Below are 24851 nucleotides of genomic sequence, written 5' to 3' on the forward strand. Positions count from 1 at the left end.
AGTATCCTCCTAAAACTTTGGAATAAATGTATTTTTAATTAGACCAGTTTCATAATCTCTTCGCTGTTCATTACTTCCGTAATCCGGACACCGTAGAAGTCATCCACCACCACGACGTTCCCTTTCGCAATGGCCTGTCCATTGACAAAAACATCGACCTGGGATCCGGCCTGTTTGTTTAATTCCACAATGGTTCCCGTGGAAAAGTCCAGGATTTCCTTGATTTTTTTGGAAGTTCGCCCGATTTCCACCGTGATTTGCAGTGGGACGGATAGAATCATGTTCAGATTGTTGCTCTCCCCCTTGGTGAGGGGCGGCTCAGGCTCGTCGAAGCTCGGGTAAGCCGCATTCCGGATATTGAGCTCGGAAGGAGCCGGCGGCGCGGAGGCTGCCGTCGGAGCCGGCTGGGGACCCGGCTGCTGCGGGGGCGCTGTCTCCCCCGCGGGCTGAGGTTCCGGGGGCGGGACCGGCTGAGACGCCGCCGGGGCGTGCACCGGCGCCTCCGGCGACGGGGCCGCGGCATTCTCCCGCTGGGCGGAATCCAGTCCAAAATTGGAAACCAGTTCCTTTGCCAGGGAAATCGGCATGACATTGATAAACTGGCTGTTGATCATGTTTCCTATCATCAAGTTGAAATAGACCGCGACGATATCTTCGTTGCCCTCAAAGTATTTCTCCTTGAACTTTTCGGAATTGTCAATGGAGAAAGAATTCGGCGGAGAAATATTGATGCTTCTGTTCAGGAACTGGGAAAGCGCCGTGGCGGCGGCACCCATCATCTGGTTCATCACTTCGCAGATCGCGCCGACATTCATCTCGTCCATGACGAATTCCTGGTCGGAAAAATCCGTCTGGAGCAGCAGGCCCACGATGACCTTGACGTCCGACTCCTTCAGAATCAGCAGATTTTTTCCGGAAAGCCCCTGAACATAATTAATTTCGACGGCGATGGCGGGCTCATATGTTTTGATATCGAATTCGCTGGTCTTCATCAGCTTAACCTCCGGCGTCGTGATGTTGACCGGCTGCCCAAGCAGTTCCGATACGGAGGTGGCGGAGGAACCCAGACTGATATTCAGAATTTCGCCGATCGCGTCTATCTCCATATCGGAAAGCAGCTTCTCTTGCTTTGGCTCCAAAACAATCACCTTTTTTCAAATATATAGTTAGTAAAGGACTTTCCCTATTTTAACGGCGTAATTTTTTTTCTTTACGCCGATCCTGCCTGTAAACCATCTCAGCTTTTCAACTTGCAGGACAACGGAGTCGTCCGCGACGGGTGACTCCAGCGGAATGACATCGCCCCTTTGCAGCTCGAGCAGGTCCCTTAGGGTGATTTCTGTTTTTCCAAGAAGCGCCGAAACGGTCAGCGGCGTATCTTTCAGGCTCTCAAGGATCTGTTCCCTGCGCTGTTTTTCCACCGCCGGGTCAAGTTTTCGATTGATTTTCACATATTTGGAATCAAAAATTTTGAAAATCTCTTCCAGCGAGCTGGCGGGAAGACAGATGTTGATGTTTCCCTTCAAGTCATTGAGCGTCACCTCGATGACAACGATGGCCGCGGACTCGTCCGGCTGGATGAACTGGATGAGCTGGGAGTTGGTTTCAATTCCATCCAGCGTGTGTTCCACGTCGACATAGTTCCCCCACGCGTCTTTTAAAATGGGAGCAATCTGCTGAAAGAGGTAATTCAAAAGCGAAAGCTCAATCTCGGTATAATCGCGGTCGACCTGATAACCGGTCCCGCTGCCCCCAAGCATCCGGTCCAGGATACAAAAGGAAATCGGCCTGGTCATTTCGACAAGGATCTGCTTGTCCTCAATGCCGTACTCCGCGCTGTGCAGCCCCATCACTCCGATCAGCACGGAATCGCTCAGCGCGTTGCCGAATTCCTTGTACTCTTCTTCTTCCACCTGAAGCACTTCCGCCTGGCAGTTCATGCGCAGGACTCCCGAAAGATGCAGGCTGAACAGCCGTGAAAAGCTCTCAAATATATTCTGCAAAAGCCTGATTTGCTCTCTTGTAAACTTTTTTGGGGAAAGAAAGTCGTAGTCCTTGACCTTCGGTCCGGAACTTTGCTCTTCGATTTCCTGAAAATCCATACTGCCGCTCTGCAGGCTCCCCAGCAGATCGTCTATCTGCTGCTGCGATAAAACTTCCGCCATACATACCCACCATTCCTTGCAAGGATTCTGTCACTTCCGGCCGCCGCGGCCGGCGAAAGATTAAGAACAGGCGTCACCCCGAGCTGCCGGGCGCCGCTTTGCTGGAGGCGTTGATCTCTTCATAGACTTTTTCCAGAACATCATCCGTCGTCCCATTCTTGGAGATGTAAATCTCAACCCGCCGGTTCTTCGCCCTGGTCGCTTCCGTCCCGTCGTCCGGGACGATCGGGCGGTATTCGCCGTAGCCTTCACTGACCATCTTCGCCCCGCCGATGATTCCCTTCGCCTGAACGTAAAGCAGAACGTTTTTCGCCCTGTCATCGGAAAGGCCGCGATCGAACGCCTGCCGTTCCGGCGTATTGGTCGCCGAGACCTTCGCCGTATGCCCATAAAAGCGGATTTCACCGATCTGGTCCGGAATATTGGCCATCGCGTTGCAAAGGTAATCGAGAATCACCTTTCCCTGCGTACGGAGGACGGAACTGTCCCCGTCGAAGAAAATGCTGTTCCGGAAAGAAAGGAACGTATATCCGTCCCCTTTATAGATCTTGACATTGTCGTCCAGATGATTCTTTTCAATATAATTTTTCAAATAGGCGTAGAGCTGGTCAAAATTCGTCACCTTGTCCACGAGCGGCTGGGATTCCTGGCCCAGTCCTTCGTCCGACGCGGCGGCGTCCGGCGCCCTGGAGGCGGTGAGCGCGGAGGGATCGATCACGACCTGCTGTTCACTGTTCACCGGATTCTTGGCGACGTTGGCAGTCAGCGCAAGAACCAGCTTCTGCCATTTGCTGGAGTTTAGGGTCGACATGGAAAACAGGAGAACAAAAAATGTCAGCAGCAGCGTCACCATATCCGCATAGGTATCCAGCCAGCTTGGGCCTCCGGAAGAATCATCCTGTTTCTTTTTTCTCATATTGCCACCTCATTCCCCGATATCTATATCGAATGAGCGTTATTTTTTGCTCTTTTTTTCTTTTTTAGGCTTTTTCCCTGTTTCCTGGTCTTCTCCCCTTTGCTTTTCACAGAGGAATGCATTCAGCCGCTGCTCGATATGCTTTGGGTTGTCCCCCGCCTGAATGGCGATGACCCCCTCCACAACGATCTCTTTGCAGAGGCGCTCCTCGTTATGGCGCATATGCAGCTTGTGGCCGATGGGAACCAGAATCAGGTTGGCCGCCAAAGACCCGTAAAACGTGGTGACCAGAGCGACGGACATTCCCTGCCCAAGGGCACTGGCCCCGCTGGAAGAGTCCATATTCAGGTTGCCCAGCATGTTGATCAGACCGATCAGCGTGCCGATCATTCCGAAAGCCGGCGCAAATGTGGAAGCTTTTTCAAAAAACTGCCAGCCCGCGGCATGGCGTTCGTCCAGAGAATCCAGTTCATTGTCCAGCATTTCCTTTACCTTTTCCGGGTCGATTGCGTCCACGATCAGCAAAATGCTGTTCTTGAGAAAAGAATCGGAATCGTCGAGCGCGTTCGCCTTTTCTTCCAGCGAAAGCAAACCCTTTTTCCGGGCCTCCTGCGCAAATTCCACGATGAGTCCTATGTACTTCTGGGGATCGTACCGGTTCCTCTGCAGGGTGATTTTCAGCTGGGCGGGGATTTTTTTGAAATAGGAAATCGGAAAAGCAATCAGGGTGGAGGCGATGGTTCCGCCGAAGGTGATCGCCATGCTCTGATAATCGATAAATCCCTTCATCGCGCTCATATCGGTAAAGTTGGTAATACCGAAAAAAATCAGGCCAAGGCCGGCGATCAAGCCGATAATTCCTGTAAAATCCATGAACTTAACACTTCCCTGAACCTAAGATTTATTTCTGGGGTTTGAGTCCTTCAATACAGATCATGTTTTTATAAATCATCCGCTGATAGGCGATGATTTTCCTGAGAATGTCCTCCCGCTCTTCCTGAACCAGAAAATATTTTCCGGTCGTGAGCGAGATCTTGGTTTCCGGTATGCTTTCAACCGTTTCGATCAGATTGCAGTTCAGCATAAAAGGGGTGCCGTTCAATTGCGTCAGTTCGATCATTTTCCTTCCCCCATCCACAGAAATCGCCGTCCCTTCCCGGGAACCGGGAAGGGGTGGCGCGTTCCTTAACGGACCATGTTGACCAGGGTTTCCAGCATCGTGTCCGCGACCGTGATGATCTTGGAGTTCGCCTGGTAGCCTCTTTCGGTGGTGATCATGTTGGAAAATTCGTTCGCGAGGTCCACGTTGGAGGACTCCAGCGCACCGGTCACCAGTTTGCCGGTAGCGCCTCCGCCCGGCACCGCGTAGGCAGCATCGCCAGAGTTTTTGGTGGCTTTATAATAGTTGCCGCCCTCCTGCTCAAGCCCGGCGGGATTTACAAAGTGCGCCAGCGCAATTCCTCCGATTACTACCGGGTCCCCCGAACTGGAGTCTATCCCCGTGATGGTGCCGTCTGCGGCAATGGAAATACTGCTGTATGATTTTGACGTACCGCAAGTAATAGTATCAGGATCACCACTTGCAAAAGTTTTGTCCTGAGCGCCTAACACTAAATTGCCGTTCCCGTCGACCAAATCGCCGGAACTGTCGAACGAAAGGGCGCCGACGCGGGTGTATTTGTAGCCGCTCGCCCCGTCCCTGACAACGAAATAGCCTTCGCCGTTGATGTAGCAGTCGCCGCTGTACCCGGTGGTCGACATGCCGGCGCGCCCGGTGTCCACCGAAACGGAAGACGCGGTGGAGCCGTAGCCGACCTGGCTCGGATTGACGCCGCCCGTGCCGTTTGTAGTGTTCGGCGCCGTCGCGTCGGTCAAGGTCTGGTACAGCACGTCGCTGAACAGGGCGCGCGAGGATTTGAACCCATAGGTGTTCACGTTCGCGACGTTGTTGCCGATCACGTCCAGCGCCGTCTGGTGCGCCTTGAGTCCGGCCACGCCGGAGGACATTGCTCTCATCATAGTAGATTACCTCTCCTTCGTTTGGAACCGCACGGGCTTCTCCGTCATTCAAAGCCCGATAACCCCCTCGAAAGGTCCGGTTATAAGATTACGGCTCCGTCAATATTGGTGAATATATTTTCCTTCATTTCCCCGCCGCTCATCATCGTGACGACCGTCGAACTGGGAACATTGACGATAAACGCGGTGTCTCCGCTCATCATTAATGCGTCGCGAACGCCTTTTTCCTTCGCTTTCGCGGCCGCGCCGTTCATCTTCTCCATCAGTTCGGGGGAAACCTCGATCTGCCTTGCGTCCATTCGCTGCAGCGCGTGCTTGGAAAAGGTCAGGCCGCCCTGCACGTTTTTCAAGACTTCGGAAAAACTGTTCTTGCCCGCGGCGCCGGTTTCTTTGGTTCCCGGGCTTTTGCCGTCCGGCTGGGCCGGATAAGCCGGGCCGATCCAGGCGGAATAATTTTTCCGGAACTGGATGTCGTTCATTGTTTCGCCGCCTTTGGTTTCAAGTGGTATCCGGGGTACTTGCGGGATCTGTGGAATCATCTGCGGAATCATCCGTGGAACCGTCGGAAGAAGAACCGCCCGACGAGGCGTCCTTCATCACCATAACCACATCGGAAAGATTGTAAACCGTGTTGTCGCTGTCCAGCAAAATCGCGCAGCCGTCGGACCCAAAAGCTGTGTTTTCGACGACGCCCTGTTTGATGACATATTGGCCGGTCGTGTCGTAGGTCCCCACTTTCACGGTTTTTCCCACAAGGGAAGCCGCGTATTGATACTGCGAATACTGAGTGAGCTGGCTCATCGCCTGCAGGGATGAAAACTGCGCCAGCTCCGCGATGAATTCCGTGTTGTCCGTCGGGTTCATCACGTCCTGATTTTCAAACTGCGCGGCCAGGAGCATCAGAAAGTCGTTCATATCCAGCGTGGAGTCCGAGCTTGTCGTCGACTCAGTATGGTTCGCTGAAGATTCCAGGCCGGACGAATAGGTGCGGTTCAGGGTCCCGTAATTGGTAATTCCAAGGTTATTCAAACTTTTTCCCTCCTTTTGTTACCGTGCGTATGCGCCGATCCGCTGGATCATGGAAAGAAAGTCGCCTGTGTTCAGTTCGGCAGACACGGATTCAACGCCGTTTGATTTGTCCCTGCGCGGCTCGTCCCGCTTTTGGCGCCGGTTCCCGGAGGCGTCCCCGCCGTCCGACTGCTGCCCGTACCACTGCGCCGCCTGCTGGTCCGGAGTTACCGTCTGCACGTTCTGCCCGGTGGAAGCCTGCAGGATGCTGCGGATCTCGGAAGAGCCGGAAAGCAGAAGGCTTTGAGTCTTGGGGTCCGCCGCCGCAATTTCCACGGTCAGCAGCCCGTCCTGAGAAGTGAGCTTTACGGAAACCTTCCCCAGCGATTTTGGATAAAGGTCCATCTGAAACTCGGTTTTTCCGCTCCGCAACTGATGCACGGCCGCGTCCGCCACCTGCCGGGACGGAGAGGTCTCCGCCTGTGCCGGCTCGCCGGAAACCTTGATGACGACCTTTCCATTGCCATAAAGGGCCGGCAACCCGCCGTTTGCGGCGGCAGCGCCGCCCGTGCCGGAATCTTTGGCATCCGGAGGATGAGTCTGTGCCGGGCCGGCCGCTCCTTGCAGGGGCTGCGCCGTCCCGTCCTCCGCAGCATTTTTCCCTTCCGCGCCGGTTGTCCGGCTGTCTCTCTGTGCGTCGGACGGACCCCGGGTTTCACGGTCATAAGAGCCGGGAGCCGACGCCGCGACCTGCCGCCTGAAATCGGGACTCTGAAATTCCCGACGCCCTGAATCGGCCGGAGCGGATGCCTGCTGACCCGAAATCCCATCGTTCTGCGCAGGCGGTTCCGAAACGGTCCGGTCCGCCGTTCTGGGCGACGCGGAGTCTTGGCCTGAAACCCGGGCCGTCTCTCCTTCGGGCGGGAAAGCCTGTCCGGTTTGCCCCGGCCGGCCTGCCTGCTCCTGCGGCGGAATCCCCGCCGCCAAAACCGCGCCGGTGCCGTCCGATGCGGAACCGCCGGGTCCCGCCGCCGGCTGATCTTTTCCCTGGAAAGCCGGCTGACCTTTCACCGAAGCGAAAGCGGCGGCGGCATCCGGCGAAACGAGCGTCTCCGACGGCAGCGCGCTTTGCGGCGCCTGGCCGGCGTTCGTCCCAGCCGGAGCCGATTGATCCGCTTCTGCTGTCCGTTCCTTTTTCCTGCCGCTGCCGGCCTTATCCGCTTTGGAATCCTGTTCCTGATCGGCGGTCTTTCGAGCGGAACCGCCCGCGCCCTGTGTCGAACCGGACTGTCCCGCGGCGGCTTTCAGCATGGAGCGGAACTGATCCGTATCCTGCGTTCCGCGCGACGTTTGCCCGGTCGAAGGCACGTTCGCGTTTACTGTGCTGATGATCTGCTGTACCATTGCAATTCACCTCCTTTCAAGGAAAATCTCTATCTAAAAAATACATTTAGACAGCAATGCTGTTACGCCGTGCGGCACCCCGAGGAGTCCTTCCGCCGCGAGACAAATTCCTCGATCAGCTGCTCCTGTTCCTTCCGCCCCTGGGCTTCGTAATCCTTCCGCTGCGATTCCCGGAGTTTTTCCAGCCCCGAGATGTCGCTTTTCATTTTTACGATTTCCTCCTGCTTGGCGGCCGCCGCCCTTTGCACGGCCGCCCGCTGCGACTCCAATTTGCGCACCTGGCGGTCCAGTTCGGCAAAATATCTTTTGTAAACCGCAATGCCGCACGGTTCCACCCCGGCCTTCATCTCCAGAACCAGCGTCCGGTTCAGGTCCGAATATTCCTGCTTCATCCTGAAAATCCCCTGTTCCAATTCGCGAATTTTCATTTGGAGCTGCGCCATTTCATTTTTGAGCATATCCAGCGTTTCCTCTTTGTAACGCAGGACGCTTTCAAGGGAAAACACAAATTTTTTCAATATTAAATCCCCTTCATCCTGTTTTCGGTCTCCTCATAGGAAAACGATTCGTCCACCCGCTGCGTGAGAAACTGATTGATCTGGTCGATTTTGCCGACGGCTTCGTCAAGCCTTTTGTTCATGCCGGGTTTATAGGCGCCGATGGAAATCAGGTCGTAATTCTGATTGTAAGTGGAAAGAAGATTCCTGAGCCGGGCCGCGGCCGCCTGATGCTCCTCCGAGGTGATGTCCGTCATAAGCCTGGAGATGCTGGCCCCCACGTCGATGGCAGGGTAATGGTTCCTCGCCGCAAGAGTTCTGGAAAGCACGATGTGCCCGTCCAGAATTCCGCGCACGGTGTCCGAAATCGGCTCGTTCGTATCGTCTCCCTCCACCAGGACCGTGTAAATCCCGGTGATGGAACCCGTTTTGAAATTCCCGCTCCGCTCCAGCAATTTTGGGAGCTGCGCGTAAATGGACGGCGTATATCCCCTCGCGATGGGGGGTTCGCCCGCCGCCAGCCCGATTTCCCGCTGCGCCATGGCAAAACGCGTCAGAGAATCCATCATCAGCAGAACGTCTTTTCCCTTGTCGCGGAAGTATTCCGCGATGGCCGTGGCCACGGAAGCGCATCTGGCCCGGAACATGGCCGGCTGGTCGGAGGTGGCCACCACCAGCACCGAGCGGGCGAGCCCATCCTTCCCCAGGTCCTTCTCGATGAACTCCTTCACTTCCCTGCCGCGCTCGCCGACCAGGGCGATCACGTTGATATCCGACCGTACATTTTTCGCGATCATCCCCATCAGCGTGCTTTTTCCCACGCCGCTTCCGGAAAAAATACCGATTCTCTGGCCTTTGCCGATCGTAAGGGGCCCGTCGATTGCCTTGATGCCGAACGTCATGGTCTCGCTGATGCGGGGCCGTTCCAAAGGGTTCACGCAGGAGGAATCCACGTCGTAGCGCGCTTCGGCCTCGATGTCCCCCAATCCGTCGATCGGTCTTCCGGCGGCGTCCACGGTCCTGCCCTTCAGCCCTTCTCCGACCGGAACGCGCAGCTTGTGCCCGGTCGATTCCACAATGCTGCCCGGCCCCACCCCGCGGATGTCCCCGTAAGCCATCAGCAGCACGTTGCCGTCGCGGAACCCGACCGCCTCCGCTTCGACGGGCGGTTCCCCGTTCTGGCCGCCAATGGTGCAAATATCGCCGATTCTGGCGTCAAGGCCAGTGGTTTCCATCATCATGCCGACGATATTTTTCACTTTTCCCTTGTAACAGAGCGGGTCGATCTTTGTGACGATTTCACAGGCAGACCGTAAATCAACCATCTGGCTTGTTCCTTTCAGGAGTTACCCCATTTCGGTTTGGCCGGATTCCTCCAGCGCCGACTGAATTTTTCTCAACTGGGTGTCGATTCCCGCGTCGATGACCTGATCCGGCATCTCGATGACGCAGGATTCGTCGCTGATTCCCGTTGTAACGACCACCTTTACGCGGTCGGATACGGCCTGAAGCTCCTGCGCGATAGAGACGTCGGCCTTGGTCAGCAGATTTGCCGTGTTTCCTGAAACATAGATGCGCACCCACGCCTGGTTGCGATAGGAATCGACCGCGTTCTGGATGATGGTGTGCAGCGTTTTCGGGTCGGTTTCCAGCTCCTTTTTGACAATGGCCCTCGCTATGGTCACCGCGAGATCCTTCAGGTCGGATTCAAATTTCGAAAGGATTTCCGTTTTGGATTTTTCAACGGACTGGATCATCTCGCCAAGCTCATTGAGGCATTGCCGGTTTTCCGCCTCCGCCTTTTTTGCCCCCTCTGAAAGGCCCTGCCTCATGCCGGACTCCATTCCGGACTTTTCGCCCTCTTCCCGGCCATGCGCGAAACCCTCCCGGTATCCCTGTTCTTGGGATTCCCGAAGCTCCCGGTCCGCATGTTCCGCGCAGTCGCGGAGCTGTTCCGAACGGTAATTCTGCGCTGATTCCACAATCTGCTTTGCTTTCTGGAAGGCCTGATCGAGAACCAATCTGCATTGGGCATCCGGCGATACGTCCGCGCCGGCGGCCGCGCCGGGGCTTTCGATAAACGGGTTGTACTGGGAGGCTTTGATTACCTTACTCAATAATCTCGTCCTTCCCTCCCTTAGAAATTACCAGCTCGCCTTCGCTTTCCAGGCGGCGGATCACGCCGACGATGCGCTGCTGCGCCTCTTCCACGTCCCTCAGGCGGACATTGTGCGTATATTCCAGATCCGATCTGACCGTTTCGGCCGAACGCGAAGACATGTTGGCAAAAATCGTGTCGGCAACCTCTTTATTGGCCCCTTTGAGCGCATAGACAAGGTCTTTCGGATCGACCTCGCGCAGAAAACGCTGGATGGACATGTTGTCCAGGATGACAATATCCTCGAACACGAACATCTTCTGACGGATCTCCTCCGACAGCTCCGCGTTTTTGCGGCCCAGCTCGTCGAAAATCGACTTTTCGTTGGTGCGGTCCATGTTGTTCATGATATCGGCGACGTAATCCACTCCGCCGAACTGGGTCATGTCAACGCTCAGGACATTGGAGAATTTATCGGAAAGGTTGTTTTCCACGATCTTGACCACGTCCGGCATGATCCGGTCCATGGTGGCGATCCGCTGGACGACATCCGCCCTCTTTTCCGGCGGAAGGTCCGCGATGACTGTCGCGGCCTGGTCCGCGCGGGCATAGGAGAGAATCAGCGCGATCGTCTGCGGATGTTCATTCTGAATGGCGGTCAGGAGGTTTTTGTAATCCGCCTTTCTCAAGAACTCAAAAGCCTTGGAGCGAAGCGACTTGGTCACCCGTTCCAGAAGCGAGCTCGCCATCTGCGCGCCGTAGGCCTTTTCCAGGACGTTGCGGGCGTACTCCACTCCCCCGTCCGTAATGACCTTCTGGGTCAGGCAAAGATTGTAAAAATCGCCGAGGATATTTTCCACTTCATCGGGCGGCAGATTGGTCGTCCGCGCGATTTCATACGTGAGCTGTTCGACTTCCTCTTCGCGGAGATATTTGTAGATTTTAGAGGCGGCGTCGGTCCCAAGCGCGATAATGACGGAAGCGGCTTTCTGTGCCCCGGTAACCTTGTGTTCAGGCATTGTCGTCCTCCCCCTTCAGCCAGCTGCGGATCAGCTGAGCCGCAATCTCCGGATTCTGGGAAGAAAATTCCTGCAGGTCCTTGCGGACCTTTTCCTCTTTTCCTCCGGTCTCCTTGCGGATCTGCTCGATGGATTCCGTGGGAATGTCGGAAACGGGGGAACGGCCCAGCCCCTCCAGGCTGATTTCTTCCCCCTGCGCCAGGTTTTTCTCAAGCTCTTTGATCCGCTTTTTCCTTCGCCTTGAAAGGAAGACGACCGTCAGGATTACGATCAGGAGGAATCCGCCGGCGCCGGCCGCGAGAATTTTCCAATCGAACGGAAGGGCGTAGCCGGCCGGCTGCGCATTGGCGGGCTGCGCGGAGCTGTAGAAATTTCTGCTCATGACGTCCACCTTGTCGGCACTGACGCCCGAGGCAAAGGCCACCGCGTTTTTCAGGTTGTTTATCTCCGTGTCCGTCATTCCGGGGTCGTTGACGATCACGGAAACGGTTACATCCTGCAGCGCCGCGGCGTCGCCCTGGACCTGTTCCTGAACCTGGCTGACAAGGTATTTATACGACGCGCTGTCTTTTGACGTGATGATGTTTCCGTTGACCGTCACGCCTGGATACGTCGTCGTCTCCGTATTGGATTCGGCCCCGGCAGCTCCGCCGGTTCCGGAGGCATCCTGGGTCACCTCGTGCTGTTCCTCGCTTTCGCTGACGACCCCTTTCCCGTCACTGGTCGTCGGCTGATAGGTAATGATATTCTTGATTGTCTTGTCAAGGTCCATCTGGCTTTTGACGCTGACGCTGACATTGTTCTGCCCGTAAATCTCCGACAGGTGGTCCACAATCTTTTTTTCCAGACTGTCTTCATATTGCTTTTCAATTTTCAGCTTGAATTCCGTCAGGTTCATCTGGACGCTGCCGGAACTGTCGGAATCCGCGGACTCCAGCTCTTCTCCCGTGGAATTGTCAATCACGGAGACGTCCTCTGTTTTCATGTTGGGGACGCTTTTGGAGACCAGCTGCTTGATCCCGTTCACCTGCTTGGCGCTCAGGGCCTGTCCCGATTTCAGCTTGATCGCGACCGAGGCGGTGGGAGCGCTCTCCTTGTCGTCCCAGGCATAATCCGATTCATCCGGGATGCTGATGGTCACATAGGCGTTTTCGATCGGGTCCTGGGTCTTGATCACGTCCTCCAGCCTCTGGTTCAACTGATATTTCTCGATGACTTTTTTTTCATAATCGGTCGTCATCGCATTGATATTGCTGGTGAAAAAATCGTAAGTCGGAGCCGATTTCGGATGCCCTTCGTTCGCGAGCTGCATTCGCACGGAATCTTCCTTGTCCGACGGAACGTAAATGGAATCGTCGTCCTCCCGGTAAGAGATGCCGCTGTCTTTCAGCTCCGTCATGACCTCAACCGCTTCGTCATGGTCAAGCCCCGAGTACAGAACCACATACTGCGTACGGTTCAAAAGCAGTCCCAGAACGACGGACAGCAGAACTACCCCGCCCAGAGAAATGAAAATAATTTTTTTCGTCTTTGAAGATAGTTTCATCCAAAAGTTCTTGACTGGCTGTATGTATTTCTTAACTTCCTTCATCATTCGGCTCAGAACCGCCCTTTGCGAGAATTCGTCAGACGCTCATTCTCATAATCTCATTGTAGGAATCAAGGACCTTGTTCCGCATCTGGACCAGCAGATCAACGGACAGGCTGGCTTTCTGTGACGCAATGTAAATATCGTGCAGATTATCCGACTGTCCGGTCGTCATTTGATAGACCTGGTCGTTCAGAGAGGCGTCCGTCTGCTTGACATTGTCCACGGCCTCCTGAAACAGCGACTGGAACGGCAGCCCCGCGGGCTGCGCCTGGCTTCCCCCGGAAACGCCGAGCTCCTCCGGCGTGCTCAGCTTCTGAATAGGCACAATTGGATTCATTGTTTATCACTTCCAGATTTCCAGCGCTTTGCTGGCCATGCTTTTGACCGCGTTAAGCGCGTTAATATTGGCTGAATAAGCCCTGGTCACCGACATCATGTCCAGTGTTTCCTTGGTGACGTCGACATTCGGCATCTGAACATACCCCTGCTCGTCCGCGTCCGGGTTGGACGGGTCGTAGACCGTGTTAAACGGGGTCTGGTCCTCTACGATCCCCTCCACCTTCACTCCGCCGGGGACCTGGGAAGAAGCATCTAGCTCATTGTTCAGAATCGAGCCAAAGCCGTCTTCCGCGCCGTCCGCCGAGCGGTAAACCACCATTTTTCTGCGGTACGGTCCGCCCGCGTCGGTGCGGGTGGTCGAAGCGTTCGCGAGATTCTCGGAAATAACGTCCATTCTGAGCCGGCTGGCCGTCAGCGCGGACCCGCTGATGTCCAGTGAACTGAGAAAAGCCATAAAAAAGCCCTCCTGTTTTTCTTAATCTTAAAATTATTTAGATCTATTTAAGTTCCGCCGCCGATTGCGGTTTTCAGCCTGGAAAATACATCGGAGACTGTCTGAAGAGAATAATAATAGTTCATTTGCGTTCTAAGAGACTCAATATCCTGTTGCTCCAGATCCACTCCGTTGCCGTCCGCGCGGAACATTTCGTCCTCCGCCTCCGCCGTTTCCGGCTGCACGCTCTCAATGCCGCGCATCTGCCCGCCGGCCGTCTCACCGCCTGCGACCTGGGCACGCAGCTGATCTTCGAACGAAACGCTCTTGGTCTTGTAACCCGGTGTTTCAAAATTGGCAATATTGTCCGAGACCGCCTGTTGCCTTGCCCACAGGCCGTCCAGATCCTTGCCGAGCAGCGACGTCGTCACGCTATCGATCCAGTTCATCGTTTCCACCGTCTTCCTTTCGTCCGCCATATTATGAAAAAATTCAACACTAGTGAATATTTATTTATTTTTGCTTTTCCCCGGAAAGTTCGGCGATTGATTTTTCATACATATAGCGATGGTGTTTTTCCCATCTTTTATAAATGAAGGAATGCTAGATATTGGGATGAAAAAAGGAAAAATATTCTTGATATATTATCATACAGTATGCGACAAAAGTCAACATATTTCGAGCTTTTATCGAAATTTTCTCTGTCAATTATAGAAATAAACGCTTAATGAAAACGCCGGTCAAGCTTCCCGTTTTACAAATCGGACTTTTTCGCCGCCCAAACTAAATTTTTGAATGGAACAGCCGATAAACAATTCAGAGGTGAACGTCGGATGCGGATCAAAGACACTGGTTTTTCCCTGTTTCCTTATTCACAGATCAAGGACAAGGGAAGTGCGGCACAAACGGAGGCCGCTGTAAAAAACACGAAAGAAGCGTTTCAGGGCAATAGGAGCCAGGGTGTTCGCGCCGACAGGATCGAGCTTTCCCCCCGTCAGGAGGAGTCGTCCGATCGGCTGATCGACAGCCTGAAAAACAGCATCTGCGAAGAATTTGGCAGAGACGCCGGCGCGGCGAGACTCCAGTACCTGAAGGACGCCGTAACCAGCGGAAGCTATTCGGTGGATTCCGGCGCGCTGGCTGAGATGCTTCTGTCCGAATGATATCGTCCTGCGGGCAGCGGGAGGAGGGAGTAACCGGATAATGGATGAAAAAACATCCGAAAACATGATTTCTTATTTCGCCCGGCTGCTGGAGTTCTACCGGAAATTCCTGGATTTTGAAACCGAGAAGCAGGGATATCTGGAACAGGACAAGCTGGACAGGCTGGACGAATGCATGAAACGGGAACAGGCCTTTGTCCTGAAGGCACGGGGCCTGGAGCAGGAGCGCGCCAGGCTGATGCAGAAAACCCCGCAGCCTCAGGCGAATTTTCGGGAGATCATCCCCCTGTTTCCCTCTGGAAGCAGGGAACAGATTCAGGAGCTGTATGAAAAACTTTCTTCCGTGCTGGCCGAGTTGAAAGAGACAAACCGCCGGAACAGCCTGCTGACGGAGCGCAAGCTTCGCCGGGCGTCCGGCGTCCTGAACCGGCTGAAGGGCCGGACGGAACTGCAGAAAATTTACGGGCGGAAAGCCGGGGACGGCTCCCCGTCCGCCGGTTTTCTTTCTAAAAAAATATAGAAAGGCGGCGTATGCCATGAGTTCAACCTTTGACGGATTATATATTGCAAAAAGCGGGGTGCAGGCTGCGCGGACCAATCTGAACACCACCGGTCAGAACATCGCCAACGCAAACACGGCCGGCTATACGCGCCAGCGGGTGGATCAGAGTTCCGTCGCCCCCACCAGCATCAACATGCTTTACGCGGGGACCGGCGCAATCGTCGGCGAGGGCGTGACGACAACCGGGATCAGCCAGCTCAGAAACAAGTTTTTAGACGGACAGTACCGCACGCAGAACGCGCAGTCCGGGCTGACCTCCACGCAGCTCAGCGCCCTGCAGGACATCGAGGACGCGCTGAACGAAACCTCCACCGATGGGATCAGCGCCGCTTACAGCGCCCTTGTCAAACAGCTGGAGGGCCTGACTTCCAGCGGCAGTTCGACCGCGACGGAAAGCACCGTCAAGGAAGCGGCCTCCCTGCTGGCCACAAAGCTCAACACGGCGGCGAACCAGCTTGAAACCATCCGGAACCAGCAGTATAATTATCTGGATCAATACGGGGTGGACAAAGTAAACACCCTGCTGAAGAACATCTCAAGCCTGAGCGACCAGATCAAAAGCGCGGATCTTGCCGGCTCCCCCGCTCTGGAACTGCTGGACGAGCGGAACTCGATGATCGACGAGCTGTCGCAATACGTCAATGTGAAAGTGGTAGAAACGCCGACCGATGTCGGCGCGGGCAAATCGGTGGACACGCTGTCGATCTATCTGGCGGACAGCAAAGGCGATGCGCTCTCCGGCTCTTACCCTCTGGTCGACGGCAACCAGTATTCCGAACTTGGCGTGACCGGCAGCGCCGAATCCGCCGGCCTCACGGTCTCGGGCCTGACAAAGGACGGCGTCAATTTCTCGGTCGAATCCGGAGCGATCGCCACCGATTCGGACGGCAAGCTGACGTCTGACATCGACTCAACTTACGATTTCACCTTGGGAAACGGCACCGCCGTATCCATCAATATTACGGCCAGCGCCGGAGACACGATGGAGGACCTTCTCGCGAACGCCCAAACGGCCTTAAATGATGCCTCGCTCAACGTCACCGTGGGACTCTCCAGCGACGGGACGCGGCTGACCTTCACGCCGACCGACGGCTCCGAATTGTCCGTCACCGACTCCGGGAGCGACCCGCTCGGCCTGTCCCATTCGTCTCTGGACCGCGGCATTGGGAATGACGACTTTCAGGGCGGCAGCCTGAGCGGATACCTCAGCCTGCTCAACGACAACGGCGAATACGATAAAACCTCCGCCGACGATACCACCAACAACAGCCGCGGAATCGGATATTACGAAAACATGCTGGATACGCTGGCGCAGCAGCTGGCCAGCGTGATGAACGCCGACAACAGCACCAACGATACCGGGGACAACAAGCCGATTTTTACGGACTCCGCCGGCAATACCGTCGACGCGTCGGGCAATTCCACCATCACCGCCGCCAATATCCGGGTTTCCCCGAAATGGGACGATCCACAGTACAGCGAAGGGTATCTCACCCTTTCAAAGGACACTTCGAATTCCGGCGACGATTCAAGCGGCTCCAACAGCAATATCACGCAGATGATCACCGACCTGACAACCAGCAAGTACACGCTTTCCACTCCGAACGGCGTCAGCCTCTTCACGGGGACGATGCAGGAAGCCGTGGACAACGTTTCTCTCACGCTTGGGCAGGACATCGACGCGGTCGACGCGCAGGACACGGCAAACTCCACCATGCTGAACAATATCGACACGCGCCGGCAGGCGCAGTCGTCCGTGGATATCAACGAAGAGGCCATCAACCTGATCGTCTACAATCAGGCTTTGTCGGCTTCGGCCCGGTTCATGACGACGGTGGACGAATGTCTTGATACGCTTATCAACAACATGGGCATCGTAGGAAGGGGTTAATCAGCCATGAGAATTACAAGCGGGATGATTTCCAGGCAGTACAACAGCAACTTGAATCAGGCGACTTACCAGCTCAATAAGGCCGCCACCACCGCTTACGATTACCGCGCGTTTGAAAAGCCCTCCGAAGACCCGTTTCTGGCCGGGCAGACCTTTCAGGTCCGCCGGCAGCTTGGTCTGAATGAGAGTTATTCTTCCAACATTTCAAGTCTGAAAGGCGAGGTTTCTTCCGCGACCAGCACGCTGGACACGGTTTACGGCATTCTGACGAACGCAAAGACCAGCATTCTGGCGGCCATCACCGCCTCAACAAGCGAGTCCGACCGGGACATCTATGCAAATAAACTGGAGACGATGCAAAAAGCGATTCTTTCCGACATGAACGCCGAATACGGGAACCGCTATCTCTTCTCCGGCGCGGGCGGATACGGCGAGGCCCCGTTTTCCGTCGACAGCAGCGGCAACCTGCTGTACCGCGGCATCAACGTCGACACAGGCGAAAACACCAACGGCGCTTCCGCCACAATCAGCTACGACTACACGGACGCCGACAATGTCACAACGGCGAAGACCATGCAGATCGATTTCGGGACCGGCATTTACGATAAGCTGAACGGCTATACCGTTTCCCTCTCCGTCAGCGGCACTTCCAACACCGTCTCGGTCGATACCGCTGGAAAGACCATTTCCATCACAATGGAAAACGGCGCCACTAAGCAGGGGCTTCAGGATTTTCTCCAGGGCAGCGATTTTCAGTCGGCGCTCTCTTCCATTGATTCGAGCATTACCGCCGACGACGTAAAGCAGATCACCATCAGCGGTCTGGACGAGCCCGGTGTGGGAGACGACGCCATCAGCGAAAGCGGAACGGTTTCTTCCTCCGTTTCGGGCGATTTTTCCGCCTTTAGCTACAACGACGCCGACAACATCTCAGGAACCCTCCGGATCAATTTCAGCGGAGCCTCGACTTCCTACGAAGGGTATACCGTCTCCCTCGGCACGGGGGCATCCACAAACACGGTCAGCGTCGATAACGACAATAAGACAATTACCATCCGGCTGCAGGATGGCGCAACGCGAAGCGATTTGCAGTCCCTCCTTCAGTCGCAGGTAGACGGCGGTATCGACGTCACTTTGGACGCGGGGGACGCAATTTATGAACCCAAAACTTCCATCTCGTCCGGAATAACCAATTTCGTCGATCTCGCGGATCTGGCAAAGGAAACCTCTTATGTGGATATTGGCCTCGGAATAAAAACGGACGCGAACGGGAACGTGGTTGATCAGAGTGCTTTCAACGCCGCGATGCCGGGCATCAGTTTTCTCGGCTACGGGACGACCACGGAGGGCGGAACCAGTATTCCGAACAATGCTTATTCCCTGCTCGGCAGGATGGCCGACATCCTTCGAGACGGCAGCATGAGCGGCGAGGACCTGATAGACACGCTGGAGCCGTACACTGACGCTTTCAACGACGCTATGGATGAATTCTCCTCCCAGAAGGCGCAGCTCGGGACCGACGCCACCTTTTTGGACAGCACCAGCACCTTTATTACCAATGTCAACCTGAATCTGACCCAAAAGGACGAGGATGTCGAATATGTCGACACAACAGACGCCATCACTAATTATTCCATGCAGATATTCTGCTATCAGGCGGCCCTGCAGGTCGGCAGCAGCATTTTGCAGCCGACCCTGCTGGATTTCATGAAATAACGACAATCGGCGGACCGAGCGCCGCATGTTTCGGAAGGGAAAGTTTACATGCTGATCGCCATCGAAGGCCGTGACTGCCCGGTTTGTGAGACCATCCGTCAAAGTCAGCCGGACGGCGGCCTCGCTTATCTTCCTTCCGTTTCAGTCCGCTTTCTTCTGGAACCCCGGGAGCTGCGTCTCCAATATGAAGCCGGGCGCCTGCGTTACGACCTGAACTGCGGCGGCGATTTCCGCTCCGGGCCCGGCGACGCGATCCAGCTTTACCGCAAGACCGCCGCGATGTTTGCAGCCGCGCCTTCGGGGCCGGACGGCGGGCCTTTCAACGAAATCGCCTGAACAGACCTCCGGCCGGGACGCGGCTCCGCCGGTCACGGCTCTGGGAAATCCCGCGTTTTGAGTTTTTTCCGCCGCTCCGGGAAAATGAACGGCGGAAATTGCCGGTTTCGTCTGGCAAGATTGTTCCGGGATACTCCCGGAACAATCTTGAATTTCGGGCCGCAGCGCCATACTGCCGGAAAGGAGAATTCCTATGAAATCAACATCCGCCGGGGCGGAGCCAAACGCCGGGAATCAAAAAAATATCATTCGGTTTGAAGATGGAATCTACGGTTTCGAATCAGTGAAGGAATTTGTTCTGCTGCAGCAGGACGAAACACAGGCGATCTGGTCCCTGCAGGCGGCGGATTCTCCCTATCCCTCCCTGATTGTCATCGATCCCTTTTTGATTTTTCCGGATTACGGCCCCGTCCTCTCTCCCGCGGATCTGGAGCACCTGGGAAATCCAAGGAAAGAAGATCTCTGCATTCTGGCGGTCGCAGTAATCAAGCGGGAGCTGAAAGATTCCGTCGTAAACCTGAAAAGTCCGGTGGCCATCAACGTTCCGGGAAAGACCGGCAGGCAGGTAATCCTGGAAGACAGCAGCTATCCCATTCGCTGCAAACTGTTTCGAAGCGGCACGGCGGGGAGGGACTGACATGCTGGTAATCACAAGGAAAACCTCCGAGTCCATCCTGATCGGCGACGAGATCGAGATCACTGTAACCGAAATCGGTGCGGAGCGGGTCAAAATCGGAATCAACGCCCCAAAGGGCGTTCCGATCCTGCGGAAGGAGCTGCTGGAAACGCGCGAGCTGAACCGGGAGGCCAGCGCTGCCTCCGGACCGCGCGAAATGGCGGAACTGCTCAAGCTGCTGCATTTGCATGGAGTGGAGGAGCAGGCGGACCCGAAAAAAAAATAGGGAAAAAAGTCTAATATTATCGCCGATCCTGCCGATATATAGCATAGGTCCGGTTGGAAGATTCTTCCGCCTGTTTTCGCTCTCACAAGGGCCCGTGCGGCGAAGCCGCCGGAAGGGCTCCGTCGGACCGATCAGGAAAGAGAAAGGACTCTCTTTCCCCGCGAACGGCGGATACGCCGCGCGGAAATTGATTCAGGAGGAATAAAATTATGCGTATTAATCACAACATTGCCGCTTTAAATGCTTCCAACCGCTTGAAGGCGAACGACAACTCCATCAGCAAAAACCTGCAGAAGCTGTCTTCCGGCTACCGCATCAACAGCGCCGCGGATGACGCCGCGGGCCTTGCGGTTTCCGAAAAAATGCGCGCCCAGATCAATGGCCTGAACCAGGCGGAAGACAATGCGCAGAACGGCATTTCGCTCATTCAGACGGCCGAGGGCGGCCTGAACGAGACCGAATCCATCCTGCAGAGGATGAACACGCTGGCCGTTGAATCCGCGAACGGAACCTATCAGGATACGGATGACCGCGCTAACCTTCAAAAAGAGGTTACTGCTTTGATTTCGGAAGTGGACCGCATTGCAAGTTCCACGAACTTCAATGGAACCACTTTGCTGGATGGCACCGCTACAAACCTCGTTTTCCAGATTGGTTCCGACAATACCACCTCTCAGCAGGTATCGCTCTCAATCGCAACCATGACCGCAACAGGACTCACCATTGATGGTGTCAGCATCGGCTCGCAGACAGATGCAGAGGCCGCAATTGACACCATAAAGGCCGCAATTAAGGCGGTTTCCGGTGCGCGTGCGGACCTCGGTGCAATGCAGAATCGTCTGGAACACACCACCAACAACCTCTCCACCATGAGTGAAAACCTGACCAGCGCGGAAAGCACGATCCGCGACGTGGACATGTCTTCCGAAATGGTCGACCTGACCAAGAACCAGATTCTGGAGCAGGCCGCGACCTCGATGCTCGCTCAGGCGAACGCTCAGCCGCAGAATGTTCTGTCCCTTCTCAAGGGCTGATTCGATTCCCTTTCCCAAGGCAATACGTGAACAGGGCTTCCGGATTTCTCCGGAAGCCCTGTTTTTGCAGCGTGACACCTGTGCATTCAGCGACCCGCCCATATAGCGCAGGAAAAAGAGCAGCCAAGTCTGGCGGGACAGTTTTTGACTGTTCCCGCCGATTTCTAAAGCATAGGGCGCGCCCCTCCGGAACAAGGGCCGGGCAAATATATGGCAGGCCAACGGAAGCGGCGCCTCGCCGCTACTGGGGCAAATGGGCAGCCAGTTCGTTCATATCCGGCTCCGTGTGTGTCAGTGTCCTGAATCTCACTACATCCGGGTCGTCCGGCAACAGCCGTGCCAGCTGAGCCGTGTAGCGCCCTGCTTCCTCCAGCTTTCCCTGCGCAATCAGCGCCTTGATGTTCTCCTTGACCCGTCCTGCCAGCGTTCTGAACTCCTCCGCCTTTTCCTTTCTCTCTTTCTCCTTTTGCTGAAACTGCTCCAACAGCAGAGAGATCGGCTTTTTCATCACCGGATAACCGTGCAGGGCGTGACGCAGATTTGCAATATAAGCCACATCATTCCCCTGGCCGCGCGCGGAAAGCGCCAGATTGATATAATACCAAAACCGGTGTTCCCTTGGAAGGGCGGAAACAGATTCCGGGGAAAGCAGTTCCGGACGGTACAGCATCCGGAGATATTGGGCGCTTTGAGACGCATATTCCCAAAACAGGGCTATGACTTCCTCGTCGCCGAGGCCCTGAGTAAGAATCACCTGTTCTTTCAGACAAAGAAGCCAAAAAGCTCTCTGCATCGATTTGCCGGAATCCGGCCCGCGATAATTTTTTATCACCTCCAAGAAATCCAGATGCTGCGTTTGCATATTGACCGCACAGCCCTTCAGATCCTCCGCGCCGATTTTTCTCAGCAAGGGAGTGATATCGGCCTGTTCCTTCATCCCGTAAAACAGAACGTCGTATAAGGTCGCGTCCCAATCCCCGTCCCACTGGAAAAACCAGCTGAGTTCCCTTTGCGCGGCATTCCGGTTTCCGCTGCGTTCCGCATCCCGCAGGCGGTTTATCCGCACATAGGCATCGTCGTCATCCGTCATCGCGGAGATTTCCCGCGTTGCAAATGTCCGTTTATCCAAATCTTCCGGCAGTTGACTCTCCATCGTTCTCCGAAGGGAATCCCTGATTTCCTCCCCGGCGCCGCAGGCTTTCCGATAAAACCCGGACACACACGTCCAGTCTCCGGTTTTGCCGCCAAACCCATATAAAAACTTTACTTCAGGTGCCAGTAATTCTTCAAATGAGATTTCCAGGCTGTCAAGAATATGCCTTGCCTCGCTGATGCGGTTCAGGGAAAGGAAGGATTCTCCCAAAATACAAAGCGCTCTTTCCCGGCTCAGCGGAGAAAAAAGCTGCAGGGCCGAAAACAGGGTGCAATACTGATTCAACTGGCCCAAACGATTTTTCTCATACAGTTTCAGATAGGCTTTCCCGTGATCAATGGAACGCTCATAGTCCCCGACTGAAAAGGCGGCGGACTGCGCGCAGCCATGAAAATCGATCCAGAGGACCTCCGTTTCCGCATTATGGGGGACGTCGTTTTCCAACAAGCGAAACAGCTTGTCACTTTTATTCTCTTTCATATATGCGGTGGCGAGGATATGCAGCAGGGAAAGCCTCCAATGGGGATCAGGATTCTCCCGCTCGATCTGCAGGCCGAAATTGCAGTATTGTTCCGCCCGGGCCGGGTCTTCCGACAGAAACTGCATGGCGGACTGAAGATAGGCTTTCAGGTTCTTCGGATGGTCTTTTATCTCCAATTCAAGCAGAGTTGTGTTCCTGCTTCGCTTTTTTCTTTTTTCCGCCTCACAGTGAAATATATAACCGTAATGGTGAACATAGTCATTCACAAACTTGATTGGCTTCACGGCCGGAATATTTTCATGGATAACATTGACAAACCGGATTCCCTGATATACCCGGTAAACACGCATCGCATGAAAATCGTTATACCGTTTTCCGTCAAAATTATTGTAATTTCTCTGGATATAGGAAGCCGACCCGTACCGGTCACATTCGCCGCTTGTAAAAAAATCAATGAGTTCGTTCGTATCCTCGAACCATTCGTCTCCGTCGAGGAACATGAACCACTCGCCGCGCGCCGCCTTGAGGCCGGTGTTCCGGGCGGCCGAGAAATCGTCGCACCACTGGAAGTGAATGATGTGATCGGTGTATTTTTCCGCGATTTTCACCGTGCGGTCCGTGCTGCCGGTGTCGGTGATGATCAGCTCGCTCTCCACCGCCTCCATCAGCGGCTTTAAAGAGCTCAGGCAGCGGTCGAGCGTCTTCTCCTCGTTCTTTACGATCATGCCGATGGTCAGCCGAATTGGATGCCCGTGGTACGGACCTTCTCCTGAAATTCGGATGATGTGTTCCTTGGAAACATTCTCCTGTCTCACACGTGCTTTCATCTATGTAATTCCTCCGATTCGTCATTAAAAACTATTTTTATTATATATCGGCAGAGCAGGACAAAGTCTTACTATATTTTAAACAAATCGGCGACAGAATGTGCTATGATTGAAGAAAATACCGGGTGGATCGTTTTCCGGTCCGCCCTATGGAAAGAAGCGCGCGGAACACATGATTTCCATCAGTGTCTGTATGATTGTAAAAAATGAAGAGGCCGTACTGGCGCGGTGCCTGGACTGTCTGACCGGAATCGCGGATGAAATTATTGTGGTCGACACCGGTTCCACCGATTCCACCCCCGGAATCGCCCGAAAATACACGGAAAAGATTTTCCCGTTCCAATGGCGGGACGATTTTGCCGAAGCCAGAAACTTCGCCTTTTCCAAAGCGACAAAGGATTATATTTACTCCGCCGACGCGGACGAAGTGATCGACGGGGAAAACCGGGAAAAGTTCCGGCTGCTGAAGCAGACGCTCTCTCCCGAAACCGAGCTGGTTGAAATGCGCTATGCGAATCAGCTTCAATTCAACACAAATTACAATTACGACGTGGAGTACCGGCCCAAGCTGTTCCGGCGCGTGCGCGGTTTTCACTGGGTGGAACCCGTCCATGAAACGGTCGATCTGTCGCTTCACATGCTTGAGAGCGACATTGTGATCACCCATTGTCCGTCGGAACTTCACGCAAAGAGGGATTTCCTGATTTTTCAGGAAATGGTCCGGAAGGGTCCGCTGAATTCCCGGCTGCACCGGATGTATGCAAAAGAACTGTTCTTCGCGGGAGAAAGCGGGGACTTCCTCTCCGCCTGCCCCTATTTTGAAAGCACGCTGCACGAAGAATCCAGGAGCCTCGACGACATCCGTGTTTCCCAGTGCGTGGCGGCAAGATGCGCCCGCTTGCAGGAGAATTCGGTGAACCTCTTCAAAACGGCTCTGAAAAATGTGATCGGCGGTACGCCGTGCGCCGAAGTCTGCTGCGAACTTGGAGAATACTTTCAGAGCGCAGGAGACTGCGAGGAGGCCGCAACCTGGTTTTACACAGCGGCATTTGGGGCGGAAAGCGAAATTGATCTCCGCGCTTCCGGAATTTTTCCGCTCCGGAAACTGGCGGACTGCTATGAGGCGCTCGGCCTTCCGGAGGAGGCGCAGACATACCGGGCCAAGGCCGGGAACTGGAAGGCGCCCGGTCCCGACAGCACAATTTCAAAATAATTTCATAGAACATTGCTTGACTTCACATAATAGGTATGCTATGGTATGGACAGAGTAAGTTTCTGCTAACTTTTGGTAAACGGA

At 54.8% G+C, this 24851-nt stretch carries 27 protein-coding genes; 9 read left to right on the plus strand and 18 right to left on the minus strand.

What is annotated here, in order from left to right:
* Window positions 1-38 precede the first annotated feature (38 nt).
* The 17 genes from fliY to flgB form a co-directional block, all read right to left on the minus strand.
* Window positions 39-1139, minus strand: coding sequence for a flagellar motor switch phosphatase FliY (gene fliY, locus VA597_RS14780; protein ID WP_326974804.1), 1101 nt, complete (start codon window positions 1137-1139; stop codon window positions 39-41).
* 27 nt (window positions 1140-1166) lie between these two features.
* Window positions 1167-2165, minus strand: coding sequence for a flagellar motor switch protein FliM (gene fliM / locus VA597_RS14785; protein WP_128743691.1), 999 nt, complete (start codon window positions 2163-2165; stop codon window positions 1167-1169).
* Between the two features lie 73 nt (window positions 2166-2238).
* Window positions 2239-3081, minus strand: coding sequence for an OmpA/MotB family protein (locus tag VA597_RS14790; protein ID WP_128743692.1), 843 nt, complete (start codon window positions 3079-3081; stop codon window positions 2239-2241).
* A gap of 39 nt (window positions 3082-3120) precedes the next feature.
* A complete protein-coding gene (locus tag VA597_RS14795) occupies window positions 3121-3954 on the minus strand; it encodes a motility protein A (RefSeq protein WP_128743693.1) in 834 nt (277 codons plus the stop codon).
* A 28-nt stretch (window positions 3955-3982) separates the two neighbouring features.
* Complete coding sequence (locus VA597_RS14800; protein WP_128743694.1) at window positions 3983-4201, minus strand: flagellar FlbD family protein; 219 nt, start codon at window positions 4199-4201, stop codon at window positions 3983-3985.
* A gap of 65 nt (window positions 4202-4266) precedes the next feature.
* The gene (locus VA597_RS14805; protein ID WP_128743695.1) at window positions 4267-5100 is read right to left on the minus strand and encodes a flagellar hook-basal body complex protein; all 834 of its coding nucleotides are present in this window, start codon (window positions 5098-5100) and stop codon (window positions 4267-4269) included.
* An 80-nt stretch (window positions 5101-5180) separates the two neighbouring features.
* A complete protein-coding gene (locus VA597_RS14810) occupies window positions 5181-5579 on the minus strand; it encodes a TIGR02530 family flagellar biosynthesis protein (RefSeq protein ID WP_128743696.1) in 399 nt (132 codons plus the stop codon).
* 19 nt (window positions 5580-5598) lie between these two features.
* Window positions 5599-6129, minus strand: coding sequence for a flagellar hook assembly protein FlgD (locus VA597_RS14815; protein WP_128743697.1), 531 nt, complete (start codon window positions 6127-6129; stop codon window positions 5599-5601).
* Between the two features lie 18 nt (window positions 6130-6147).
* Window positions 6148-7512 carry a flagellar hook-length control protein FliK gene (locus VA597_RS14820; RefSeq protein ID WP_128743698.1) on the minus strand — a complete coding sequence of 455 codons (1365 nt, stop codon included), beginning with the start codon at window positions 7510-7512 and terminating at the stop codon, window positions 6148-6150.
* A gap of 62 nt (window positions 7513-7574) precedes the next feature.
* Window positions 7575-8030 (minus strand): flagellar export protein FliJ, encoded by a 456-nt coding sequence (locus VA597_RS14825; protein WP_128743699.1) that lies wholly within the window; start codon window positions 8028-8030, stop codon window positions 7575-7577.
* A gap of 2 nt (window positions 8031-8032) precedes the next feature.
* Entirely contained in the window at window positions 8033-9334 is a 1302-nt protein-coding gene (gene fliI / locus VA597_RS14830; RefSeq protein ID WP_128743700.1) for a flagellar protein export ATPase FliI, read from the minus strand.
* 21 nt (window positions 9335-9355) lie between these two features.
* Window positions 9356-10126 (minus strand): FliH/SctL family protein, encoded by a 771-nt coding sequence (locus VA597_RS14835; RefSeq protein WP_128743701.1) that lies wholly within the window; start codon window positions 10124-10126, stop codon window positions 9356-9358.
* Window positions 10119-11126: a flagellar motor switch protein FliG gene (gene fliG, locus VA597_RS14840; RefSeq protein WP_128743702.1), complete on the minus strand. Its 1008-nt coding sequence runs from the start codon at window positions 11124-11126 to the stop codon at window positions 10119-10121. Before fliG ends, VA597_RS14835 begins: the two co-directional genes overlap by 8 nt.
* On the minus strand, window positions 11119-12720 hold the full coding sequence (gene fliF, locus VA597_RS14845; RefSeq protein ID WP_128743703.1) for a flagellar basal-body MS-ring/collar protein FliF: 1602 nt from the start codon (window positions 12718-12720) through the stop codon (window positions 11119-11121). The genes fliG and fliF overlap by 8 nt, the downstream gene beginning before the upstream one ends.
* Window positions 12721-12751: 31 nt before the next feature.
* Window positions 12752-13054, minus strand: a complete 303-nt coding sequence (gene fliE, locus VA597_RS14850) for a flagellar hook-basal body complex protein FliE (protein ID WP_128743704.1) — start codon at window positions 13052-13054, stop codon at window positions 12752-12754.
* Window positions 13055-13060: 6 nt separating this feature from the next.
* Window positions 13061-13510, minus strand: a complete 450-nt coding sequence (gene flgC / locus VA597_RS14855) for a flagellar basal body rod protein FlgC (protein WP_128743705.1) — start codon at window positions 13508-13510, stop codon at window positions 13061-13063.
* A gap of 47 nt (window positions 13511-13557) precedes the next feature.
* Window positions 13558-13968: a flagellar basal body rod protein FlgB gene (gene flgB, locus VA597_RS14860; protein WP_326974806.1), complete on the minus strand. Its 411-nt coding sequence runs from the start codon at window positions 13966-13968 to the stop codon at window positions 13558-13560.
* 354 nt (window positions 13969-14322) lie between these two features.
* On the opposite strand from flgB, the gene VA597_RS14865 reads away from it, so the two are divergent.
* The 8 genes from VA597_RS14865 to VA597_RS14900 all read left to right on the plus strand — a co-directional run bounded on the left by VA597_RS14865 (window position 14323) and on the right by VA597_RS14900 (window position 21093).
* On the plus strand, window positions 14323-14652 hold the full coding sequence (locus VA597_RS14865) for a flagellar biosynthesis anti-sigma factor FlgM (protein ID WP_128743707.1): 330 nt from the start codon (window positions 14323-14325) through the stop codon (window positions 14650-14652).
* 40 nt (window positions 14653-14692) lie between these two features.
* Window positions 14693-15172 (plus strand): flagellar protein FlgN, encoded by a 480-nt coding sequence (locus tag VA597_RS14870; protein ID WP_128743708.1) that lies wholly within the window; start codon window positions 14693-14695, stop codon window positions 15170-15172.
* Between the two features lie 16 nt (window positions 15173-15188).
* Complete coding sequence (gene flgK / locus VA597_RS14875) at window positions 15189-17105, plus strand: flagellar hook-associated protein FlgK (protein WP_128743709.1); 1917 nt, start codon at window positions 15189-15191, stop codon at window positions 17103-17105.
* Between the two features lie 6 nt (window positions 17106-17111).
* Window positions 17112-18821 carry a flagellin N-terminal helical domain-containing protein gene (locus VA597_RS14880; RefSeq protein ID WP_326974807.1) on the plus strand — a complete coding sequence of 570 codons (1710 nt, stop codon included), beginning with the start codon at window positions 17112-17114 and terminating at the stop codon, window positions 18819-18821.
* A 48-nt stretch (window positions 18822-18869) separates the two neighbouring features.
* Window positions 18870-19157: a hypothetical protein gene (locus VA597_RS14885; protein WP_128743711.1), complete on the plus strand. Its 288-nt coding sequence runs from the start codon at window positions 18870-18872 to the stop codon at window positions 19155-19157.
* Window positions 19158-19350: 193 nt separating this feature from the next.
* On the plus strand, window positions 19351-19794 hold the full coding sequence (fliW, locus tag VA597_RS14890) for a flagellar assembly protein FliW (RefSeq protein WP_326974809.1): 444 nt from the start codon (window positions 19351-19353) through the stop codon (window positions 19792-19794).
* A gap of 1 nt (window position 19795) precedes the next feature.
* A complete protein-coding gene (locus VA597_RS14895; protein ID WP_128743713.1) occupies window positions 19796-20059 on the plus strand; it encodes a carbon storage regulator in 264 nt (87 codons plus the stop codon).
* 209 nt (window positions 20060-20268) lie between these two features.
* Window positions 20269-21093 (plus strand): flagellin N-terminal helical domain-containing protein, encoded by an 825-nt coding sequence (locus VA597_RS14900; protein ID WP_326974810.1) that lies wholly within the window; start codon window positions 20269-20271, stop codon window positions 21091-21093.
* 241 nt (window positions 21094-21334) lie between these two features.
* On the opposite strand, the gene VA597_RS14905 is transcribed toward VA597_RS14900, so the two are convergent.
* Window positions 21335-23554, minus strand: a complete 2220-nt coding sequence (locus VA597_RS14905; RefSeq protein WP_128743715.1) for a glycosyltransferase — start codon at window positions 23552-23554, stop codon at window positions 21335-21337.
* A 109-nt stretch (window positions 23555-23663) separates the two neighbouring features.
* Here VA597_RS14905 and VA597_RS14910 point away from each other — a divergent pair, with 109 nt between their 5' ends.
* Window positions 23664-24767 (plus strand): glycosyltransferase family 2 protein, encoded by a 1104-nt coding sequence (locus VA597_RS14910; protein WP_243112540.1) that lies wholly within the window; start codon window positions 23664-23666, stop codon window positions 24765-24767.
* Window positions 24768-24851: the final 84 nt, after the last annotated feature.

The organism is Caproicibacter sp. BJN0012, assembly GCF_035986805.1.
Taxonomy (GTDB): domain Bacteria; phylum Bacillota; class Clostridia; order Oscillospirales; family Acutalibacteraceae; genus Caproicibacter.

What these genes read in the sequence shown, in the direction of transcription:
- fliM (WP_128743691.1), bottom strand. Translation starts at nt 2,165, where the DNA reads ATGGCGGAAGTTTTATCGCAGCAGCAGATAGACGATCTGCTGGGGAGC.
- VA597_RS14790 (WP_128743692.1), bottom strand. Translation starts at nt 3,081, where the DNA reads ATGAGAAAAAAGAAACAGGATGATTCTTCCGGAGGCCCAAGCTGGCTG.
- VA597_RS14795 (WP_128743693.1), bottom strand. Translation starts at nt 3,954, where the DNA reads ATGGATTTTACAGGAATTATCGGCTTGATCGCCGGCCTTGGCCTGATT.
- VA597_RS14800 (WP_128743694.1), bottom strand. Translation starts at nt 4,201, where the DNA reads ATGATCGAACTGACGCAATTGAACGGCACCCCTTTTATGCTGAACTGC.
- VA597_RS14805 (WP_128743695.1), bottom strand. Translation starts at nt 5,100, where the DNA reads ATGATGAGAGCAATGTCCTCCGGCGTGGCCGGACTCAAGGCGCACCAG.
- VA597_RS14810 (WP_128743696.1), bottom strand. Translation starts at nt 5,579, where the DNA reads ATGAACGACATCCAGTTCCGGAAAAATTATTCCGCCTGGATCGGCCCG.
- VA597_RS14820 (WP_128743698.1), bottom strand. Translation starts at nt 7,512, where the DNA reads ATGGTACAGCAGATCATCAGCACAGTAAACGCGAACGTGCCTTCGACC.
- fliI (WP_128743700.1), bottom strand. Translation starts at nt 9,334, where the DNA reads ATGGTTGATTTACGGTCTGCCTGTGAAATCGTCACAAAGATCGACCCG.
- fliG (WP_128743702.1), bottom strand. Translation starts at nt 11,126, where the DNA reads ATGCCTGAACACAAGGTTACCGGGGCACAGAAAGCCGCTTCCGTCATT.
- fliF (WP_128743703.1), bottom strand. Translation starts at nt 12,720, where the DNA reads ATGATGAAGGAAGTTAAGAAATACATACAGCCAGTCAAGAACTTTTGG.
- fliE (WP_128743704.1), bottom strand. Translation starts at nt 13,054, where the DNA reads ATGAATCCAATTGTGCCTATTCAGAAGCTGAGCACGCCGGAGGAGCTC.
- flgC (WP_128743705.1), bottom strand. Translation starts at nt 13,510, where the DNA reads ATGGCTTTTCTCAGTTCACTGGACATCAGCGGGTCCGCGCTGACGGCC.
- flgB (WP_326974806.1), bottom strand. Translation starts at nt 13,968, where the DNA reads ATGGCGGACGAAAGGAAGACGGTGGAAACGATGAACTGGATCGATAGC.
- VA597_RS14865 (WP_128743707.1), top strand. Translation starts at nt 14,323, where the DNA reads ATGCGGATCAAAGACACTGGTTTTTCCCTGTTTCCTTATTCACAGATC.
- VA597_RS14870 (WP_128743708.1), top strand. Translation starts at nt 14,693, where the DNA reads ATGGATGAAAAAACATCCGAAAACATGATTTCTTATTTCGCCCGGCTG.
- flgK (WP_128743709.1), top strand. Translation starts at nt 15,189, where the DNA reads ATGAGTTCAACCTTTGACGGATTATATATTGCAAAAAGCGGGGTGCAG.
- VA597_RS14880 (WP_326974807.1), top strand. Translation starts at nt 17,112, where the DNA reads ATGAGAATTACAAGCGGGATGATTTCCAGGCAGTACAACAGCAACTTG.
- VA597_RS14885 (WP_128743711.1), top strand. Translation starts at nt 18,870, where the DNA reads ATGCTGATCGCCATCGAAGGCCGTGACTGCCCGGTTTGTGAGACCATC.
- fliW (WP_326974809.1), top strand. Translation starts at nt 19,351, where the DNA reads ATGAAATCAACATCCGCCGGGGCGGAGCCAAACGCCGGGAATCAAAAA.
- VA597_RS14895 (WP_128743713.1), top strand. Translation starts at nt 19,796, where the DNA reads ATGCTGGTAATCACAAGGAAAACCTCCGAGTCCATCCTGATCGGCGAC.
- VA597_RS14900 (WP_326974810.1), top strand. Translation starts at nt 20,269, where the DNA reads ATGCGTATTAATCACAACATTGCCGCTTTAAATGCTTCCAACCGCTTG.
- VA597_RS14905 (WP_128743715.1), bottom strand. Translation starts at nt 23,554, where the DNA reads ATGAAAGCACGTGTGAGACAGGAGAATGTTTCCAAGGAACACATCATC.